General features: G+C 70.5%; 15 protein-coding genes and 1 pseudogene. 14 read left to right on the forward strand and 2 right to left on the reverse strand.

Features of this window, described 5'->3' with window-relative positions; all coding sequences use genetic code 11:
• Window positions 1-168 precede the first annotated feature (168 nt).
• The 14 genes and pseudogenes from AB0D57_RS19580 to AB0D57_RS19645 all read left to right on the forward strand — a co-directional run bounded on the left by AB0D57_RS19580 (window position 169) and on the right by AB0D57_RS19645 (window position 16,454).
• Window positions 169-1,869 carry a glycosyl hydrolase family 18 protein gene (locus tag AB0D57_RS19580; protein ID WP_362074123.1) on the forward strand — a complete coding sequence of 567 codons (1,701 nt, stop codon included), beginning with the start codon at window positions 169-171 and terminating at the stop codon, window positions 1,867-1,869.
• A gap of 267 nt (window positions 1,870-2,136) precedes the next feature.
• Window positions 2,137-2,513, forward strand: a pseudogene (locus tag AB0D57_RS19585) (iron-siderophore ABC transporter substrate-binding protein); the annotation flags it as partial.
• Window positions 2,510-3,307 carry a 2,3-dihydro-2,3-dihydroxybenzoate dehydrogenase gene (locus AB0D57_RS19590; protein ID WP_362073931.1) on the forward strand — a complete coding sequence of 266 codons (798 nt, stop codon included), beginning with the start codon at window positions 2,510-2,512 and terminating at the stop codon, window positions 3,305-3,307. The pseudogene AB0D57_RS19585 and the gene AB0D57_RS19590, both read left to right, overlap by 4 nt.
• A 62-nt stretch (window positions 3,308-3,369) precedes the next feature.
• Window positions 3,370-4,566: an isochorismate synthase gene (locus AB0D57_RS19595; protein WP_362073934.1), complete on the forward strand. Its 1,197-nt coding sequence runs from the start codon at window positions 3,370-3,372 to the stop codon at window positions 4,564-4,566.
• A complete protein-coding gene (locus tag AB0D57_RS19600; protein WP_362073937.1) occupies window positions 4,563-6,209 on the forward strand; it encodes a (2,3-dihydroxybenzoyl)adenylate synthase in 1,647 nt (548 codons plus the stop codon). Before AB0D57_RS19595 ends, AB0D57_RS19600 begins: the two co-directional genes overlap by 4 nt.
• Window positions 6,210-6,220: 11 nt before the next feature.
• Window positions 6,221-6,853 (forward strand): isochorismatase family protein, encoded by a 633-nt coding sequence (locus AB0D57_RS19605; RefSeq protein ID WP_362073939.1) that lies wholly within the window; start codon window positions 6,221-6,223, stop codon window positions 6,851-6,853.
• Window positions 6,854-6,858: 5 nt separating this feature from the next.
• Window positions 6,859-7,086, forward strand: a complete 228-nt coding sequence (locus tag AB0D57_RS19610) for a phosphopantetheine-binding protein (protein ID WP_362073941.1) — start codon at window positions 6,859-6,861, stop codon at window positions 7,084-7,086.
• Window positions 7,083-11,075, forward strand: coding sequence for an amino acid adenylation domain-containing protein (locus AB0D57_RS19615; protein WP_362073944.1), 3,993 nt, complete (start codon window positions 7,083-7,085; stop codon window positions 11,073-11,075). The genes AB0D57_RS19610 and AB0D57_RS19615 overlap by 4 nt, the downstream gene beginning before the upstream one ends.
• The gene (locus AB0D57_RS19620) at window positions 11,072-11,260 is read left to right on the forward strand and encodes an MbtH family NRPS accessory protein (protein WP_362073947.1); all 189 of its coding nucleotides are present in this window, start codon (window positions 11,072-11,074) and stop codon (window positions 11,258-11,260) included. Before AB0D57_RS19615 ends, AB0D57_RS19620 begins: the two co-directional genes overlap by 4 nt.
• 277 nt (window positions 11,261-11,537) lie before the next feature.
• Window positions 11,538-12,038, forward strand: a complete 501-nt coding sequence (locus tag AB0D57_RS19625; protein ID WP_362073950.1) for a hypothetical protein — start codon at window positions 11,538-11,540, stop codon at window positions 12,036-12,038.
• Window positions 12,039-12,346: 308 nt separating this feature from the next.
• On the forward strand, window positions 12,347-12,871 hold the full coding sequence (locus AB0D57_RS19630) for a SigE family RNA polymerase sigma factor (RefSeq protein ID WP_362073952.1): 525 nt from the start codon (window positions 12,347-12,349) through the stop codon (window positions 12,869-12,871).
• 82 nt (window positions 12,872-12,953) lie between these two features.
• Window positions 12,954-14,228 (forward strand): hypothetical protein, encoded by a 1,275-nt coding sequence (locus AB0D57_RS19635; protein WP_362073955.1) that lies wholly within the window; start codon window positions 12,954-12,956, stop codon window positions 14,226-14,228.
• Window positions 14,229-14,451: 223 nt separating this feature from the next.
• Entirely contained in the window at window positions 14,452-15,822 is a 1,371-nt protein-coding gene (locus tag AB0D57_RS19640; protein ID WP_362073958.1) for a M14 family metallopeptidase, read from the forward strand.
• Window positions 15,823-16,001: 179 nt separating this feature from the next.
• Window positions 16,002-16,454 (forward strand): lipoprotein, encoded by a 453-nt coding sequence (locus tag AB0D57_RS19645; RefSeq protein ID WP_362073961.1) that lies wholly within the window; start codon window positions 16,002-16,004, stop codon window positions 16,452-16,454.
• A gap of 59 nt (window positions 16,455-16,513) precedes the next feature.
• On the opposite strand, the gene AB0D57_RS19650 is transcribed toward AB0D57_RS19645, so the two are convergent.
• Both AB0D57_RS19650 and AB0D57_RS19655 read right to left on the reverse strand, forming a co-directional pair.
• Window positions 16,514-17,164 (reverse strand): hypothetical protein, encoded by a 651-nt coding sequence (locus AB0D57_RS19650; RefSeq protein ID WP_362073964.1) that lies wholly within the window; start codon window positions 17,162-17,164, stop codon window positions 16,514-16,516.
• Window positions 17,165-17,228: 64 nt separating this feature from the next.
• Entirely contained in the window at window positions 17,229-18,713 is a 1,485-nt protein-coding gene (locus AB0D57_RS19655) for a gluconate:H+ symporter (protein ID WP_362073967.1), read from the reverse strand.
• Window positions 18,714-18,846 lie beyond the last annotated feature (133 nt).

The raw sequence follows: 18,846 nt of genomic DNA on the forward strand, positions 1-18,846 counted from the left end.
TCAACTCGACATGCCCGCAAGGGGGTTGACGGCATCGACGGACGCCGGGGGCCTTGACAACCACATTGGTCTGGACCACCTTGTACGTCCAGCGGTGGCCACCGTTCCGTATCCCCTCCCCCCCGCCCCCTCCCCTCACCGGAGGTCCCAGTGGACCGCGCGATACGCATGCCCCGACTGCCCCGACGGAGACAGAAATGGGCGGGAGTTCTCGCCACCGCCGTCACCGCCTCCGTCCTCTCCCTCACCGGCCTGGCGGGCCAGGCCCAGGCCGCGGACGTCAACAACGCCAAGAACGCCGGCTACGAGTCGGGCCTGGGCAACTGGACCTGTTCCGCGAGCAGCGGTACGACCGTCTCCTCGCCGGTGCACGGCGGCTCGGCCGCGCTCAGGGCGACGCCCGCCGGGCAGGACAACGCCCGGTGCACCCAGTCCGTCGCGGTCCGGCCCAACTCGACGTACACGCTGAGCGCCTGGGTGCAGGGCGGGTACGCGTACCTCGGCGCGACCGGCACGGGCACGACGGACGTGTCGACCTGGACGCCCGACTCCTCTTCCTGGAAGCAGCTGACGACCACCTTCACCACAGGCGCGTCAACGACCTCGGTGACGGTGTACACGCACGGTTGGTACGGGCAGGCCGCGTACTACGCCGACGACCTCTCGGTGTTCGGCCCCGATGGCGGCGGGGGCGGCGACCCGGCCCCGACGATCCCCGCGGCGCCGACCACTCCGGCCGTCTCGTCCACCACCTCCTCGTCCGTCTCCCTGTCCTGGAACACGGTGTCGGGCGCGACCGGCTACAACGTCTACCAGGGCGGTACGAAGGTGCAGTCGACGACGGGAACGTCGGCGACCGTCTCCGGCCTCGCCGCCTCGACGTCGTACTCCTTCCAGGTCACGGCGACCAACTCGGCCGGTGAGTCGGCGAAGTCGGCGGCGGTGACGGGCACGACGAAGGCGTCGACCGATGGTGGCAGCGCCTTGCCCAAGCACGCCGTCACGGGGTACTGGCAGAACTTCAACAACGGCGCGACGGTGCAGAAGATCTCCGCTGTGCAGTCCGCGTACGACATCATCGCGGTGGCGTTCGCGGACGCCACCGGCACGCCGGGCGCGGTGAGCTTCACCCTCGACTCGGCCGGGCTCGGCGGCTACACGGTCGACCAGTTCAAGGCCGACATCAAGGCCAAGCAGGCGGCCGGCAAGAAGGTGATCATCTCGATCGGCGGCCAGAACGGCACGGTGGCCGTCACCGACGCGACCTCGGCGACGAACTTCGCGAACTCCGTCTACTCGCTCATGCAGACGTACGGCTTCGACGGCGTCGACATCGACCTGGAGAACGGCCTCAACGCGACGTACATGACACAGGCGCTGAGGTCTCTTTCGGCAAAGGCGGGAGCCTCGCTGATCATCACGATGGCGCCGCAGACGATCGACATGCAGTCCACGTCGAACGCCTACTTCCAGACCGCCCTGAACATCAAGGACATCCTCACCGTCGTCAACATGCAGTACTACAACAGCGGTTCGATGCTGGGCTGCGACGGCAAGGTGTACAGCCAGGGCTCCGTCGACTTCCTGACCGCGCTGGCCTGCATCCAGTTGGAGGGCGGCCTCGCCCCGTCCCAGGTGGGCCTGGGCCTGCCGGCCTCGACCAGCGGCGCGGGCAGCGGTTACGTGTCGCCGTCCGTGGTGAACAACGCGCTGGACTGCCTGGCCAAGGGCACGGGGTGCGGCACCTTCAAGCCGTCGCGCACCTATCCGGACCTGCGCGGCGCGATGACCTGGTCGACGAACTGGGACGCGGGGGCGGGCAACGCGTGGTCGAACGCGGTGGGACCGCACGTGCACGGATTGCCGTAGGCCTCACGGGGTCTCGCCCTCGCCTCCTCCTCACGGAAGGGACGCTGCATCCCCTCGATCCGCGCCTCGGTATTCGACTCGGGGCGCGGATCGGTCTTGGTCGACACGGATTACCCCCGGACGTGCAGTGTCGCGAGCGCGGTCATCGTCGATGACACCTTCACGCTAGCCCGGGGTCCTCGTTGGCGCATCGTGGGGACGACGTGACGGGTCGGTGTCCCCGCGCCGGGTGCCCACCTTGTTGTGGAGTACGGCGTGATCAGAGGGTCCGTGGCCCGCTGCTCGGCGTACGGCACGGCCGTCGTGCGGCAGGGTGTGATGATCGGCGATATCCTGAAGCGCATCGGTTTCGAGCAGCCCGGTATCCAGACCGAGAAGGGCGAGGGGCACTCGACGCCGATCAGCGAGGAGGAGATCGACGGCGACTGATCGACGGCGACCGGCTGTTCATCGGCACCCTGTCTTCGACCTGCTCGGACGCCGAACTCCTCGACGAGCTGGCCGAGAAGCCTGCCTACCGGCAGCTGAACGCCGTACGCGACAAGCACGCGACCGCGATGAACGGCTCCAAGTGGACGAGCCGGGGCGGTGTTCAGGCGGCGGTCTCGGTGCTCGACGACATCCGGAAGGGGATGGTCAAGTGAGTACCGACCCTGAACTCTCCGAACGGCTCGCCCTCGTGACCGGCGCGGGCCGGGGTATCGGCAAGGCGGTAGTGACGGCGCTCGTGGAACGCGGCGCCCGCGTACTCGCCACCGACGTGGATCCCGAGGGCGTGGAGGAGCTCGCCGGAAAGTACGGCGACCAGGTCACCGCCCGCCCACTGGATGTCACGGACGCCGCGGCCGTCGAGGCCCTCGTGGCCGAGGCCGAGCGGGCGCTCGGCGCGATGGACATCGCAGTCAACGTCGCCGGAATCCTGCGGGGTTCCCAGGTCGTGGACCTGACGGACGAGGACTGGGCGGCCACGTTCGCCGTCAACACCAGCGGCGTTTTCCACGTCTCACGATCGACCGCCCGCCGCATGGCCGCGCGCGGCCGCGGCACCATCGTCACCGTCGCCTCGAACGCGGCCGGCATTCCCCGCGCGGGCCTGTCCGCCTACGCCGCCTCCAAGGCCGCCGCTGTGATGTTCACCAAATGCCTGGGCCTGGAAGTGGCCTCACGGGGCGTCCGCTGCAACACGGTCTGCCCCGGCTCGACTCTGACCGACATGCAGCGCGCGATGTGGACCGCCGCCGACGAGCAGGACCCGGCAGCCGCCGAGCGACGCGTCGTCGAGGGAGACCTCGCGACGCACCGCACCGGCATCCCGCTCGGCCGGATCGCCGACCCCTCCGACGTCGCCGAGGCGGTCGCCTTCCTCGTGTCCGACCGCGCGCGTCACATCACCCTGCACGACCTGTACGTCGACGGCGGCGCCACCCTGCGGGCCTGAGCCCGCCCGCGCCACAGCGGCTCCGCCGACCCCGGGCCGTTCCCTCCCCGCAGGAGACATCGATGTCCACTTCTCTGCGCGAACCCACAGCCACCCCTCTGGTCTCGCCCGGCGCGGCAACCGCCCTGCTCGACGCCTACCGCCCGGGCATCGACCGGTTCCTCGCCTCGCCCCACCACACCCTGCTGGGTAAGGGAGCCACCGCATACGTCCCCCACGACACGCGGCCGTTGACATGGCGGGTGCGCGACGTGCTGAACGCACTGCGGCGGGCGGGCGCCGTGGCACCGATCGTCGTCGGCTCCGTGCCCTTCGCCCCGGACGCGCCGCACTCGCTGGCCTCCCCCCGGTCCGTCCAGTGGGCGCCGCCGCTGCGACAGGACCCGCTCATCGCCCTGCCCGGGCCGCTCCCCCTGGAAGACACCGTCTGGCAGGTGCGGGAGGTTCCGACGGCCGAGCGGTACAGCCAGGCGGTCGCCGACGCGGTGGAGCGGATGCGGGCCGGGGAGTACACCAAGGTCGTCCTCGCCCGCACACTGGAGCTGACCGCACCCGACGAGCCGGATCTGGCGGCCATGCTGAGCCGCCTGGCCCGCCGCGACCCTGCCGGATACACCTTCGCCGTCCCCAGCGGCCCCGGTCGCACACTCATCGGAGCCAGCCCCGAACTGCTCGTCGCCCGCAGACGCGGCCGCCTGATCGGCAACCCACTGGGCGGATCCGCGCCACGCAGCCCCGACCTGGCCGAGGACGTCCGACGCGCGGCCGCCCTGCTGGAGTCGCCCAAGGACCTGCACGAACACGCCGTCGTCGTCGACGCCGTACGCGAGGCGCTCGCGCCGTTCTGCACCCGCCTGGAGGTGCCCGAGCGGCCCACACTGGCGCGTACGGCGGCCATGTGGCACCTGTCGACCACGGTCACGGGCGCGCTCGCCGACCCTGACGTCACCGCCCTGGAGCTGGCATCCGCCCTGCATCCCACCCCGGCGGTGTGCGGCACCCCGACCGACGTGGCCCGCGCCGTCATCGCCGAGTCGGAGCCCTTCGACCGCGGCCCCTACACCGGCATGGTCGGCTGGCAGGACGCGGACGGCGACGGCGAGTGGGTCGTGACGATCCGCTGCGCCGAGGCCGAAGGGCACTCGCTCAGGCTGTTCGCGGGCGCCGGGGTGGTGGCCGCCTCGTCGCCGGAGGCCGAGACCGCGGAGACCGGCGCCAAGTTCCGTACGTTCCTCGACGCTGTGGGAGCTTCGCTGTGACCGTGTCCGCCACCACCCCGGGGATCGACGCACCCACGTGGCCCCCGGAGTTCGCCGAGCGCTACCGCGCCGCGGGCTACTGGCGCGGCGAGACCTTCGGGGGCATGCTGCGCGAGCGCGCCGCCGCCCACCCCGACCGGATCGCCCTGGTCGACCCGGCCCCCGAGCGCCGTACCTGGACCTACCGGGAACTGGACGAGCGCGCCGACCGGCTGGCCGCCGGATTCGCGGCGCGCGGGATCTCCCGGGGCGACCGGGTCGTCCTGCAGCTGCCGAACATCGGCGAGTTCATCGAGGTCGTCTTCGCACTGTTCCGCATCGGCGCGCTGCCGGTGTACGCGCTGCCCGCGCACCGGGAGACGGAGATCGGCCACTTCTGCACCTTCGCCGAAGCCGTCGCCTACGTCGTCCCCGACCGGCACGCGGGCTTCGACCACCGCGAGCTCGCCTCACGGATCAAGGAGCGCACGCCGGGCCTGCGGCACGTCTTCGTCGTCGGCGACCCGGGCGAGCACACCGCACTCGCCGAGGTGCCGTGCGATCCGGTCGTCCTGCCCGTCGGGCCACAGCCGCACGAGCTGGCGTTCCTCCAGCTGTCGGGCGGTACGACGGGAGTGCCGAAACTCATCCCGCGCACCCACGACGACTACCTCTACTCGCTGTGGGGCTCCAACGAGATCTGCGGAGTCGACGCGGACACCCGCTTCCTCGTCGTCCTGCCGGCCGCACACAACTTCCCGATGAGTTCGCCGGGTTGGCTGGGCACGCTGTACGCCGGAGGCACCGTCGTACTGTCCCCCCGCCCCGACCCGGCGACGGCGCTGCCGCTCATCGAGCAGGAGCGGATCACGATGACGGGGCTGGTGCCGCCGCTCGCCCTCCTGTGGACCGAGGCCGGTCCGGCGACGGAACACGACCTGTCGAGCCTGGACCTCGTGCTCGTCGGCGGCGCCAAGTACAGCGAGCAGGCGGCGCGCCGTCTGGAACCCGCCCTGGGCTGCCGGCTGATGCAGGTCTTCGGCATGGCCGAGGGCCTCGTCAACTACACACGACTGGACGACGACGAGGAGACCGTCGTCACCACACAGGGCCGCCCGATCTCCCCGGACGACGAGATCCGCATCGTCGACGACACCGGACAGGAAGTCCCCGAGGGCGCGTTCGGGCACCTGCTGACCCGCGGCCCCTACACGATCCGCGGCTACTGGCGCGCCCCCGACCACAACGCGCGCGCCTTCACACCGGACGGCTTCTACCGCACTGGTGACATCGTGCGCCGCACCCCGAGCGGCCATCTCGTCGTCGAGGGCCGGGCCAAGGACCAGATCAACCGGGGCGGGGAGAAGTTCGCACCGGAGGAGGTCGAGAACATCATCCTCGCCCATCCGGCCGTGCACGACGTCTCCGTGGTCGCGGTGCCCGACGCCTACCTCGGGGAACGCTCCCTCGCCTACGTCATCCTCCGTGACAGCGCAGAGCTGCTGAAGCCGGTCGCCATCAAGCGGTTCGTCCGTGACCGCGGCATCGCCGACTACAAGGTCCCCGATCTCGTCGAGTTCGTCGACGCCTTCCCGCGGACGGGGGTCGGCAAGGTCAGCAAGAAGGGGCTGCGGTCCGCCGCGGCCGCCACCGAGCGGCACTGAAAGGATTTGCCATGGCACTTCCCGCCATCGCCTCCTATCCGCTGCCGGCAGCGGACGAGCTGCCGGACAACCGCGTCGCCTGGACCGCGGACCCCGCCCGCGCCGTGCTGCTCGTCCACGACCTGCAGAACCACTTCCTCGGCGCGTTCCCGTCCGGCGAGCAGCCGCTGACGGGGATGCTGGGCAACACCGGCCGGATGCTGGAGCGCGCCCGCGGCCTCGGCGTGCCGGTCGTGTACTCGACGCAGCGCGGCGGTCAGACGCCCCAGCAGCGCGGGCTCCAGCTCGACTTCTGGGGCCCCGGCGTCGCCGACGACGCCGATGCGCTCGCCGTGCCGGACGAGGTCGCGCCACAGCCAGGCGACAGGGTTCTGACCAAGTGGAAGTACAGCGCGTTCGTCCGCACCCGGCTGGCGCAGCTGCTGCGTGAGACGGGCCGCGACCAGCTGGTCGTCATCGGTGTGTACGCGCACATCGGGGTGCTGGTGACCGCCTGCGACGCGTGGATGCGGGACATTCAGGCGTTCGTCGTCGCCGATGCCGTCGCCGACTTCTCCCGCGACGACCACGACATGGCCCTGCGCTGGGCCGCCGGCCGCTGCGCGTTCGTGACCACCACCGACGCGCTCATCAAGGAGTTCTGAGCACCGTGGCCCTCACTCTGGAGCAGCTCCGCAGCGATATCGCCGACTGTCTCGGCGAGGACCCCGCCGACATCCCCTTCGATGAGAACCTCGTGGACTTCGGACTCGACTCGGTCCGCATCATGGCGCTGCTCGAACGATGGCGCCGCGAGCACGGCGTCGAAGCGGAGTTCGTGGACCTCGCCGAGCAGCCGGCCATCAACGCCTGGGCACCGCTGCTGAGGGCGTCATGACCGCCCCCACGACCGTCGGCACCGGCACCGGCCCCCCGGCCACCGTGCTGCCGCTGACGGCGGCCCAGTCGGGCATGTGGTACGCGCAGGCCCTCGATCCGCTCAGCCCCACGCACAACACCGCGGAGTGCCTGGACATCGACGGGCCGCTCGACCCGGACCTCTTCGCCGCGGCCCTGCGTCGCGTCACCGCCGAGGCCGATGCCCTGCGGGTGTGCATCGAGAACGGCCGGGACGGTCCGCGCCAGCGGGTACGCGCCACCGTCGAGCTGCCGCTGACCGTGCACGATCTGCGCGGCGGTGACGGCACCGACCGGAAGGCCGAGATGTGGATGCGCGACGGTGAAGGCGACGCCGAGCGCAAGGCCGAGATGTGGATGCGCGCCGATCTCGCCAAGCCCTGCGATCTGGCGACCGGCCCGCTCTTCCGCCATGCCCTGTTCCGGATCGGCGAGCGGCGGTGGCTGTGGTACCAGCGCATCCACCACCTCGTCATCGACGGCTTCGGCTACTCGCTCCTCGTACGACGCACCGCCGAGGTCTACACGGCGCTCGTCCGCGGCGAGGAGCCCGCCCCGCGCACCTTCGGGACCCTCGCCGACCTCGTCGCCGAGGATGCCGTCTACCGCGCGTCCGACGCCTTCGCGGCCGACCGCGCCCACTGGACGAAGGCGTTCGCCGACCGGCCCGAGGCGCCCCGGCTCGCGGGCCGCGGCGCGCTGCCCTCGCGCACGTTCCGTCGCCGCACGGCTCATCTGCCTCCCGAGACCACCGAGCGTCTGCGCGAAGTGGGCGCCCGGCTCCGCGCGACCTGGCCGGAGATCCTGATCGCCGCGCAGGCCCTCTACACCTCCCGCGCCACCGGCCGCTCCGACGTCGTGCTCGGACTGCCCCTGATGGGCCGTATGGGGTCGGTCTCCCTGCGCGTGCCCGGCATGGTGATGAACGTGCTCCCGCTCAGGCTGGCCGTCTCCCCCGACGCCACCTTCGCCGACCTGGTGCACCAGGTCGTGCTCGGCATCCGCGAATCGCGCCGCCACCAGCGCTACCGCTACGAAGACATCCGCCGCGACCTGAGCCTGCTCGGCGAGAACCGCGCGCTGATCGGCCCGGTCGTCAACGTCATGCCCTTCGACTACGACGTCGACTTCGCGGGTGCGCCCGCGAAGGCCCACAACCTCGCCACAGGCCCTGTCGACGACCTGACGGTCCACATCTACGACCGCGCCGACGGCCGCGGCCTGCGCATCGACCACGACGGCAACCCGGCCCTGTACGAGGACGCCGAACTCGCCGCCCACCAGGAGCGCTTCGTACATCTGCTGGACCGTCTCGCCGACACCGACCCGCGGCAGCCGCTGGCCGTTCACACCATCGCGACGCCCGCCGAACACACCTTGGTCCTGAACGAGTTCAACCAGACCGAACGCGCACTGCCCGCGACCACGCTCATCGGCCCCATCGAGTCGCGCGCCATACGCACCCCGGACGCGACCGCGCTGGTGTACGGGGACACCTCATGGACGTACGCGGAGCTGAACGCCCGGGCCAACCGGCTGGCCCGGCACCTGCAGAGCCTCGGCGCCCGGCCGGGTGCGGTGGTCGCGGTCTCGGTGCCCCGCTCGGTGGAGCTGGTCGTCGCCGTGCTCGCCGCGCTCAAGTCGGGTGCCGCGTACCTGCCGCTCGACCCGGACTACCCGGCGCAGCGACTCGCGTACATGATCCAGGACGCGGCGCCGGTGTGCGCCGTGGTCGACCGTGCGGGACGCCTTCCCGAGGACACCGGCACGGTCCCACTCGTCGTCCTTGACGGACTCGACGTCTCCCCCTACCCGCCGGTGAACCCGGCGCGTCCGCTCACGCCCGCCCACCCCGCGTACGTCATCTACACCTCCGGCTCCACGGGCCGCCCCAAGGGCGTCGTCGTCTCGCACGGAGCGATCGACAACCGGCTGCGCTGGATGCAGCACACCTACCCGCTGACCGCCGAGGACCGGGTGCTGCAGAAGACTCCGTCGTCGTTCGACGTGTCCGTATGGGAGTTCTTCTGGCCGCTGCGCGAGGGCGCGGCGATCGTCGTCGCCGAGCCGGAGGTCCACCAGGAACCGGCCGAGCTCTCCCGCCTGATCCGTGAACAATCCATCACCACCTGCCACTTCGTGCCGTCGATGCTCCAGGTCTTCCTGGCCGAGGCCGACACGGCCGCCTGCGCGGGGCTGCGCCGGGTCTTCTGCGGCGGTGAGGCCCTGCCCCGCGAGACGGTGAACGCCTTCGTGCGGGCGCTGCCCGACGTCGAACTGCACAACCTGTACGGGCCGGCGGAGGCCGCCGTCGATGTCACGTACCACGCGTGCGCCCCGCCCACGCTCCCGGACAGCGGCGGCCCGGTGCCGATCGGCAGCCCAGTCTGGAACACGCGCCTGTACGTGCTGGACGCGGCGCTCCAGCCGTGCCCACCGGGCATCACGGGTGAGCTGTACCTGGCAGGCCGGCAGTTGGCCGACAGCTATCTGAACCGCCCCGCGCTGACGGCGTCCCGGTTCGTCGCCGACCCCTTCGGGCCGCCCGGAAGCCGGATGTACCGCACGGGCGATCTGGCGCGCTGGACCCGGCAGGGCGAGATCGAGTACCTCGGCCGCACCGACCACCAGGTGAAGCTGCGCGGGCAGCGCATCGAACTGGGCGAGATCGAGGCCGCGCTGGTGGCGCAGCCCGGCGTGGAGGGCGCCTGCGCCGTGGTGCGGGAGGACCGGATCGTCGGGTACGTGACCGGAGGCGCCGACCCCACGGCCGTACGGGCCCAGCTGGCACGGATGCTGCCGGACCACATGGTCCCGGCGGCGGTCGTCGGCCTCGACGCGTTCCCGCTGAACCCCAACGGCAAGCTCGACCGCCACGCACTGCCCGCCCCTGTCTTCACCGGCGCCATGGGCGCCGGACGACCGGCCAAGCCGCGCGAGGAGGCACTGACGCGGCTGTTCGCGGAGGTGCTCGGGGTCGAACTGGCCGGTCCCGACGAGGCGTTCTTCGACCTGGGCGGCACATCGCTGCACGCGGTGAAGCTGATGGCGCGCGTGCGGGAGGAGTTCGGCATCGAGCTGACCATCGGCTCGCTGTTCGAGGCGCCGACCCCCGCCGCTCTCGCCACCCGTCTCAAGGCAGCGGGACCGCGACGCGGCGCCCGCCTCGGAGGGAGCGCGGCCGAGGACTCCCTCGAGGTCCTCCTTCCGCTGCGCACCGACGGCGAGCGGCCCCCGCTGTTCGCGTTCCACCCCGGCGGTGGCATCTCCTGGTGCTACGCGGGCCTGTCCGCCCGACTCGATCCGGACCAGCCTCTGTACGGCATCCAGGCGCGCGGCCTGGTCCGCGACGAGCCACTGCCGGGCACTCTGCGGGAGCAGGCAGCCGACTACGTCGACCACCTCCGCACGGTGCGGGCACACGGTCCGTACCGGCTGCTCGGCTGGTCCCTCGGCGGCATCCTCGCCCACACCGTGGCCTGCATGCTCCAGGAGGCCGGGGAGAAGGTCGAACTCCTCGCGCTGTTCGACGCGTTCCCGGCCGAGCAGTGGCGGGAGCGGCCCGCGCCCGAGGAAGGCGACGCGCTCACCGCGGTGCTGCGTATGGCCGGCTTCGACCGCACCGACGAGCGCACCCGCGACGACGTGCTGGCCACGCTGCGGCGGGCGGGCAGCCCGCTCGCCGGGCTCACCGACCGGACCCTGTCGAAGATCATCGAAATCGTGCCCCACCACGCGCGCATCGTGCGTGAGCACCAGCACCGCCACTTCGAGGGCGACCTGCTCTTCTTCACGGCAGCCGCGCCGCGGACGGAGAACTGGCTCACCTCGAAGGCATGGCATCCGCACATCAGCGGCGCGATCGTCAACCACGACCTGGACTGCACCCATCCGCAGCTGTTGCAGGACCGCCACCTCGACGACATCGCCACCATCCTGGCGGCGCGCCTGAAGGAGCTCGACGCATGAGCCGTGAAGCCGGTCCGTTCGATCCGGGCCCCGACGGCAAGGACACCCACCTCGTGCTGGAGAACGCCCACGGGCAGCTGTCCCTGTGGCCCGTCTGGTGCGCCGTACCGCCGGGTTGGAGCGCCCGCTTCGGCCCCGCCCCGCACGACGCCTGCGCGCGCGAGGTGGATGCGGCCCGGGAATGACCGCTCCTTGAGTCGACACAGCGCACGGGTGGCGGGACGATGGAGAGACCTCTTGAGAACCTTCGGGGCTCGCGACTGAGAGAGCGGCGCCCTGTGAGGAAGATGCGGGGCCCATGGACGGCCCACCACTCGGGGTCCTTCGGCGAGGCGACTTTCTCGCGGAGCCGGCACGCACCGTCCAGGCGCGGTGTCGTACGCCCGCCGCAACGTCCCGTGCATGTCCCTTCCCCGCCCCGTGCCCGATTTCTGTGATCGCCCCACGAGAAGAGCTGGAACAATGAACGGATACAGGCGTCTGGCCGTGCTGGCACCCCTGACGGTGTCGTCCCTGGTGCTCGGATCACTGACGTTCTTGGCGGCACCGGCACACACAGCACCGGCTCCCAGCTGCGGTTTGTCCAAGAGCCAGACTGCGGGCGAGGCCACGGTCAACGGCAAGGATTTCAAGCCGAACAAGAGCGTGGCCTTTGAGTCCGCGGCGGGTACCGAAGGCACCACGAAGGCGGACGCGAGCGGGAAGTTCACGTTCACGGTCAAGGAGGCCGAGGGCACGGTCACCGCACAGCAGATCGGCGGTCCCGAGGTCAAGTGCGGCACGATCGCGGAGACCGAGAAGAAGAACGCCGAGGAAGAGTTCCGCCGGGGCTTCAGGGACGGTCTCCGTGAGACCAGGGAGACCTGTAAGAAGGAAAAGCCGAAGACGGCGGACGCACTCGATCCCAACTATGAGAGGGGCTACGACAAGGGCGCAGCAAGAGCACTCGAGAGGTTCTGCTAGAACCAAAGGCGGCCTGGGTTTCCAGGCAGGTGTGCCCCGGCTGGAGCCGGGGCACACCTGCCTGATCGTCCCGCACCGCCGCGAGCCCTGACGGGGAGTGGCCTCGCCGCCGCTCCCCGTCAGGGCTGCGCTCGGTCCTCCCGCAACTCCCGGAGCACGCGTCGCCGTCGTGCACGAGGTGGCGCTTGCGCGCGTTCCCGGAGTGCCGGACAGACCGGATCGACAGCTCCCACAGGCCTCTGAAACATTTCCGGGGGTCCACCGCATCAATGAGGTGAAGGCGGCGGACGCGAACTCGGGGGAAGTGCATGAGGCAGGTCCGGACCGACGAGTACCAGGAGTTCGCGGCGGCGCGTGCGGGGCATCTCTACCGGTCCGCCTGTCTGCTCACCGGAGGTGACACCCATCTCGCCGAGGACCTGGTGCAGGAGGCCCTCGGTCGGATCTACGTCCGCTGGAGCCGGGTCTCGCGGGTCGACAACCCGGCGGGGTACGCCCAGACCGTGCTCACCCGTGCGTTCCTGGCCCACCAGCGACGCCACAGCAACAGCAAGGAGCGGGCCACCGATCTACTCCCCGATGTTCCCGATCCGCGTTTCCCCGGGCCCGACGCCGACACCCCGCTGCGGCTGACGCTCGTCGAGGCGCTCGGGCGGCTGTCCGCCAAGGACCGGGCCGTGGTCGTCCTGCGTTACTGGGAGGACCGCAGCATCGAGGAGACCGCCGACGCGATGAACGTCAGCTCCGCCGCGGTGCGCACCCGGTGTGTCCGTGCGCTCGCCAAGCTGCGCGTGCTTCTCGGCGAGAGCCTGGACGAGTACGCCGCTCCCTGAGCAGACCCCATGACCTCCTGGGCCTCGTAGGCCTCCTGAGACTCATGGCCTCAACAGCCCCTTGCAGAAACGGTGGTTCGGCATGCCCGATGACCTCAACGAACACGTCGACAGCTACTTCGAGGAGCGGTTCGGTGCCGCCCTGCGCGACGCCGGGGGCGCCTTCGAGGCCGACCGGCGCGTCCTCGTCGACGCCGGTGAGGCGCACGGCCGGCGGCTGGTGGTGCGGCGGCGCCGGGCCGCCGTGGCGGGCGGCGTGGCCGGTGTCGCGCTCGTGGGGCTCGGCGGGGCGCTGCTCGTGCCCGGGGGCGGCGGCAGCGAGCGCGAGACCGGGAAGCGGTCCGTCGCCTCAGGCGGTTCCGCCTCGGCCTCGGCCTCCGCCACGCCCACGGGCCCCGTCTCCGGCCCCGAACTCGTCCGCACCCTCGAGGAACTACTCCCCCAGGGCACGTTCAGCGGGGCACAGTCGCGCGGTACGGACGCGAAACTGGGGCCGCTCGCGTACGTCGTGTACGACGACGGCCAGGGCAAGGCGGCCATCAGCGTCTCCCTGAGCCGGATCGAGACCGGAGGCCTGATGGCGGCTCAGGCGACCCAATGCCCGGACAAGGTGCTGACCCCGTACGACGACTGCGTGACGAGCACGCTGCCCGACGGGTCGGTGCTCAGGCTCTTCCGCGGGTACGAGTACCCGGACCGTCGCGAGGACACGAAGATGTGGACCGCGGACCTCGTCACGCCGCAGGGGCAGCACATCGGTGTGAGTGAGTGGAACGCCGCGGCGGAGAAGGGCGCGGCGATCAGCAGGGACGAACCTCCTCTGTCCACCGCACAGTTGAAGGAACTGGTCACGGCTCAGGCGTGGCGGGCTGTCGTCGACGCCATTCCCGAGGAACCCCGGCAGCCGGACCAGGAGACCGTCCCGAACACGCCGCCGGGCATCAGCGGCAAGGTGATCCGCTCCACGCTCGCCTCCCTGGTCCCCGAAGGGGTCCAGGTGGTGGCCCAGGGTGGCCAGGAGACCGAGTACGTGTACCTCGTCCTCGACGACGGCAAGGGCAGGAGCCTGCTCCAGATCAATGTGCAGCCCGACATGTCCGACGTCGAGCACCAGCTCTTCGGTCCGGACGCGGAGACCCTGCCCGACGGCACGAAGGTCACCACGCATCAGGCAGAGCAGGGCGGCGGGGTCGTGATGTGGACCGCCGACACCATCAGGACCGACGGCAGGCGGGTGGTGGTCAGCGCCCTCAACACCGGTGGGCTGGAGGATCCCAAGACCCGCGCCACCCCCGCCCTCACGATGCAGCAGCTCAAGGCGATCGCCACGAGCGAGAAGTGGCTGAAGCTGCGCTGAGCCATCCGGAGGACAACGGGCCCCGACGGCAGTGAGTGCCGCCGGGGTCTGGCCTATTTTCGAAGGATTCCCGCCACCGGCCCTTTGTTCACTCTTGACCAGCGCATGACATACACCCACGATGAGCGCCACACCCGCACCGGTACGTCGCACGGATCCACCCCCCAGCTCCACACCCCCCACTTCCGGAGACCCCGGAATCCCTGGAGAACAAGGAGACTTCATGCGACTTCGCATCCGCGGCAGTGGCGCCGAAGGCACCAGCCCCAGACGCGGCAAGCGCACCGCCGCCTTCGCCGTCCTGCTGGCCCTCGCCCTGGCGGCCCCGATCACGGCCACGACGACCGACGCCACCGCGACCAGCGCCGCGCGCCCCGCGCCCTCGGCGGACGACGTTCGCCAGTACGAGATCCAGATGCAGTCGGACTCCAAGTCCCGCACGGCGCTCATGCAGTCGGGTGTGACGGTGGACGAGGCCGACAGCCACGGCGTCGTGATCTCCGGCCGCGCGGACCAGGTCAAGAAGCTGCGCCAACTCGGGTACGAGGTCACGCCGTTGGGCCAGGTACCGGACCGGTCCGACGGAACCGGCGACGTGCAGCCGTTCGACTTCCCCACGGCCGACGCCCGCTACCACAACTACGCGGAGATGACGAGCGAGATCAACTCGATCATCTCGGCCAACCCGGGCATCGCCAGCCAGCGGGTCATCGGCACCTCGTACCAGGGCCGGAACATCGTCGCCATCAAGATCAGCGACAACGTCGGCACGGACGAGGCCGAGCCCGAGGTGCTGTTCACCCACCACCAGCACGCCCGTGAGCACCTGACCGTCGAGATGGCGCTCTATCTGCTGCGCGAGCTGACCTCGGACTACGGCACGGACTCCCGGGTCACCAGCATGGTCAACTCCCGCGAGATCTGGATCGTCCCGGACCTCAACCCGGACGGCGGCGAGTACGACGTCGCGACCGGCTCGTACCGCTCGTGGCGCAAGAACCGCCAGCCCAACAGCGGTTCGACGGCCGTAGGTACCGACCTCAACCGCAACTGGAACTACCGCTGGGGCTGCTGCGGCGGCTCGTCCGGCACGACGTCCTCGGAGACCTACCGTGGCGCGTCGGCCGAGTCGGCCCCCGAGGTCAAGGTGGTCGCCAACTTCGTGCGCAGCCGGGTCGTCGGCGGGGTCCAGCAGATCAAGGCGGGCATCGACTTCCACACGTACAGCCAGTTGGTGCTCTGGCCGTTCGGCTACACCACGGCCGACACCACCACCGGTATGACGGCCGACGACCGCAACGCGTTCGCGACCGTCGGCAGGAGCATGGCCACCAGCAACGGCTACACGCCGGAGCAGGCCAGCGACCTGTACATCACGGACGGCTCGATCGACGACTATCTCTGGGGCTCCCAGAAGATCTTCTCCTACACCTTCGAGATGTATCCGGGTTCCGCCAGTGGCGGCGGCTTCTACCCGCCCGACGAGGTCATCGACCGGGAGACGGACCGCAACCGGGACGCGGTGCTGCAACTGCTGGAGAACGCGGACTGCATGTACCGCTCCATCGGCAAGGAGGCGCAGTACTGCAGCTAGGGAGCGGAGACAGGCACGTAGACAGGTAGCCGAGTCGCCAGGTAGCCGGGGAACTGCGGGCCGGTTGTTGCCGGTCGTGCGGTTCCCCGCGCCTCGGCTCGAGTCTCTTGGCGCAGCCCGGCGGTCCAGGGACCGCCGGGGGTCGGCTACGGTTCGGTGCACCGTCGTGAGGGGCTGACATGCGTCGAATCATCTGTGCTCTGTTCACGGCGACAGCCCTGACCGGTTGCTCGTTCTTCGGCCAGGACGCCCCGTGCACCCTGACGAACATGGACTCGGGTGCCGCCGCCGTGTGGCGGCCCGCCGACTTCGGGGGTCCGGACGAGGCGACGATCCGCCTGTGTGTCGACGACACCTGCAAGGAGAGGACGTCCGGCAGCCCCGATGACCCCATCGCGCGGGTGTCGATCCGGCTCCCGGACGACATCGGCGCCACCACCGTGCCGGTGCGTCTGACCGTGACGTCGACGGACAGCGGCCGTGTCGTCGTCAAGGACAGCGGCCAGGCACGGCTGACGGAGCAGCACCCCAACGGTGCTTCCTGCGCGCCGACGGCCTGGACGGCGACATTCCGCGCCGACCCCGTCGAGGGACTCACCTCGGCGGAAGGCATGTCCTTGCAGACCAAGTGACGAATGTGCCCGTTCCGTCCGGCGACACCGGGGGGAACGGGCACTTGGGTCTTACTCGTTTAAGGCTCGTCGACCTCGGCCGGAGCCTCATCCGCGGCCTTGTCCTCGCCGCCGTCGACACCCTCGTCGAAGTAGGTGTCGAGGACCGCGTCCAGTTGTGACTCCCACTCCTTGAAGCGTGCCCGGGCCGTCGCCTCGATCTCGATCGGGTACCAGCGGCGGTCCGGCGTGTGCACCGTGATGGTGAACCGCTTCCCGAAGCGCGGCGACTCCGTCTCGACGGCGCCGATCTCGTCCCAACGGAACTCCGCCGCCTGGTCGTCCAGGCGCAGGTGTACGCCGCTGTGGTCGGCCTTGATCGAGGCGCGCCGGTCGGAGGCCTCGAAGACGGGCCCGTCGGGATCGGCCTCGGGCTCAGACTCGGAGTCAGGTTCCGTTCCGGGGGCGGTTTCGGCGTCGGCCTCCTCTTCGGAAGAGGCTTCGGAGGACGCTTCGGAGGAGGCCTCGGCGGCGGGCGCCGCGTCCGAGACAGCCTCGTCCGAGACAGCCGCGTCGGAAACGGCCTCCTCGGAGGCGGTTTCCTCCGCCGCAGCCTCCTCCACTGCGTCCTTCGGCTCCGCGGGCACGGGTGACGTAAGCCCGGGGATGTACGCCGGGTTGACCGCGGCGGCGTCCAGGGGCTGGCTCTTCGAACCTATGCGCTGCTCCACAGCGGGCAGTATGGTCGAAGATCCTGTGTCAGGAACAGCCAGCCCCTACATAGCTACACGGCCGTTATACGAAAACGCTCAGCACCGCCGCCACCGCGAACCCGGAAACGGACAGGACCGACTCCAGAACCGTCCAGGACTTCAGGGTGTCGCGCTCGCTGATGCCGAAGTACTTGGCGACCATCCAGAAGCCGCCGTCGTTGACGTGCGAGGCGAAGATCGAGCCCGCCGAGATCGCCATGATGACGAGGGCGACGAAGGCCTGGGAGTGGTCGCCCTCGGCGAGGAGCGGCGCCACGATGCCGGCCGTCGTGACGATGGCGACGGTGGCCGAGCCCTGGGCGACGCGCAGGACCACGGAGATCAGGTAGGAGAGGACGAGCACCGGCAGGCCGACGTCGTTGAAGGTGTCGGAGAGGGCCTGGGCGACACCGCTGGCCTTCAGTACGGCGCCGAAGATGCCGCCCGCGCCGACCACGAGCAGGATGTTGCCGACCGGCTTCAGCGACGAAGTCGACACCGTCTCAAGGGACTTGCGGGACCAGCCGCGCCGGATCCCGAGAAGGTAGTACGCGAGCAGCAGGGCGATGGTGAGGGCGACGAAGGGGCTGCCGAAGAACTCGATGACCGAGCGGCCGGTGGAGGGGTCCAGCGCGATGGAGGAGAAGGTGGCGGCCAGGATCAGCACCAGCGGCGTACCGATGATGCCGAGGACCGTGCCGAGCGGCACCGGGCTCTCGCGCGGCTCGACGCCCGATGCCCGCTGCTCCTCGATGACGGCCAGTTTCGACTCGGCCGCCGCCTCGACCATGTCCTGCGGTACGGCGACGAAGATCCGCTTGCCGATCCAGGCGGAGAAGACCCAGGCGGCGAGCACAGCGGGCAGTCCGCAGACGATGCCCATGAGGATGACCCAGCCGAGGTCGACGTGCAGGAGGCCCGCCGCGGCCACCGGGCCCGGGTGCGGGGGCAGGAACGCGTGGGTCATCGACAGGCCCGCGAGCAGCGGCATGCAGTAGAGCAGGATCGACTTGCCGGAGCGCTTGGCGGCGGCGTACACGATCGGCGCGAGGACGAAGATGCCGACGTCGAAGAAGACCGGGATACCGAAGATCAGGCCGGTCAGGCCCATGGCCAGGGGCGCCCGCTTCTCACCGAAGAGGTTCAGCAGCCGGGACGCCAACACCTCGGCGCCGCCGCTGACTTCGAGGATCGCGCCGAGCATCGTGCCCAGGCCGATGATGATCGCGACATGGCCGAGGATGCCGCCCATGCCGGACTCGATGACCGAGACGGCTGTGGATCTCTGGACCGTGCCGAAGAGTTCCGTGACCGACAGTCCGGCCGACAGGCCGACGGCTATGGAGACGGCGAGCAGCGCCACGAAGGGCTGGAGCCTGAGCTTGATGATCAGGACGAGGAGGAGGGCGATTCCGAGGGCTGCGACCGTGAGCAGGCCCGCGGTGCCGTCGATGAGGAGGAGCAGGCCGCCGGTGTGGGGTGGGGTCTCGGGGGCGGGCGCTGTCGCTGCGAGCGGAGAGGAGAGCAAGGGGGACCTCTTCTTGTCGTTAAGAACATCGTCCGGAGGTTGGGGGGTGTCCCCCGTCCGGCGCAGCCGGGCAGGGGGTATCGCGGTGCGGCGCCCCGGGGATGTCGGATGCCCGGCGCCGCACCGTGATGAC

The sequence above is a fragment of the Streptomyces sp. NPDC048275 genome, assembly GCF_040652275.1.
Taxonomy (GTDB): Bacteria; Actinomycetota; Actinomycetes; order Streptomycetales; family Streptomycetaceae; genus Streptomyces.

Excerpts from the sequence above, each read along its gene's own strand:
- AB0D57_RS19580 (WP_362074123.1), top strand. The coding sequence starts at position 169 with ATGCCCCGACTGCCCCGACGGAGACAGAAATGGGCGGGAGTTCTCGCC.
- AB0D57_RS19595 (WP_362073934.1), top strand. The coding sequence starts at position 3,370 with ATGTCCACTTCTCTGCGCGAACCCACAGCCACCCCTCTGGTCTCGCCC.
- AB0D57_RS19605 (WP_362073939.1), top strand. The coding sequence starts at position 6,221 with ATGGCACTTCCCGCCATCGCCTCCTATCCGCTGCCGGCAGCGGACGAG.
- AB0D57_RS19615 (WP_362073944.1), top strand. The coding sequence starts at position 7,083 with ATGACCGCCCCCACGACCGTCGGCACCGGCACCGGCCCCCCGGCCACC.
- AB0D57_RS19620 (WP_362073947.1), top strand. The coding sequence starts at position 11,072 with ATGAGCCGTGAAGCCGGTCCGTTCGATCCGGGCCCCGACGGCAAGGAC.
- AB0D57_RS19625 (WP_362073950.1), top strand. The coding sequence starts at position 11,538 with ATGAACGGATACAGGCGTCTGGCCGTGCTGGCACCCCTGACGGTGTCG.
- AB0D57_RS19630 (WP_362073952.1), top strand. The coding sequence starts at position 12,347 with ATGAGGCAGGTCCGGACCGACGAGTACCAGGAGTTCGCGGCGGCGCGT.
- AB0D57_RS19635 (WP_362073955.1), top strand. The coding sequence starts at position 12,954 with ATGCCCGATGACCTCAACGAACACGTCGACAGCTACTTCGAGGAGCGG.
- AB0D57_RS19640 (WP_362073958.1), top strand. The coding sequence starts at position 14,452 with ATGCGACTTCGCATCCGCGGCAGTGGCGCCGAAGGCACCAGCCCCAGA.
- AB0D57_RS19645 (WP_362073961.1), top strand. The coding sequence starts at position 16,002 with ATGCGTCGAATCATCTGTGCTCTGTTCACGGCGACAGCCCTGACCGGT.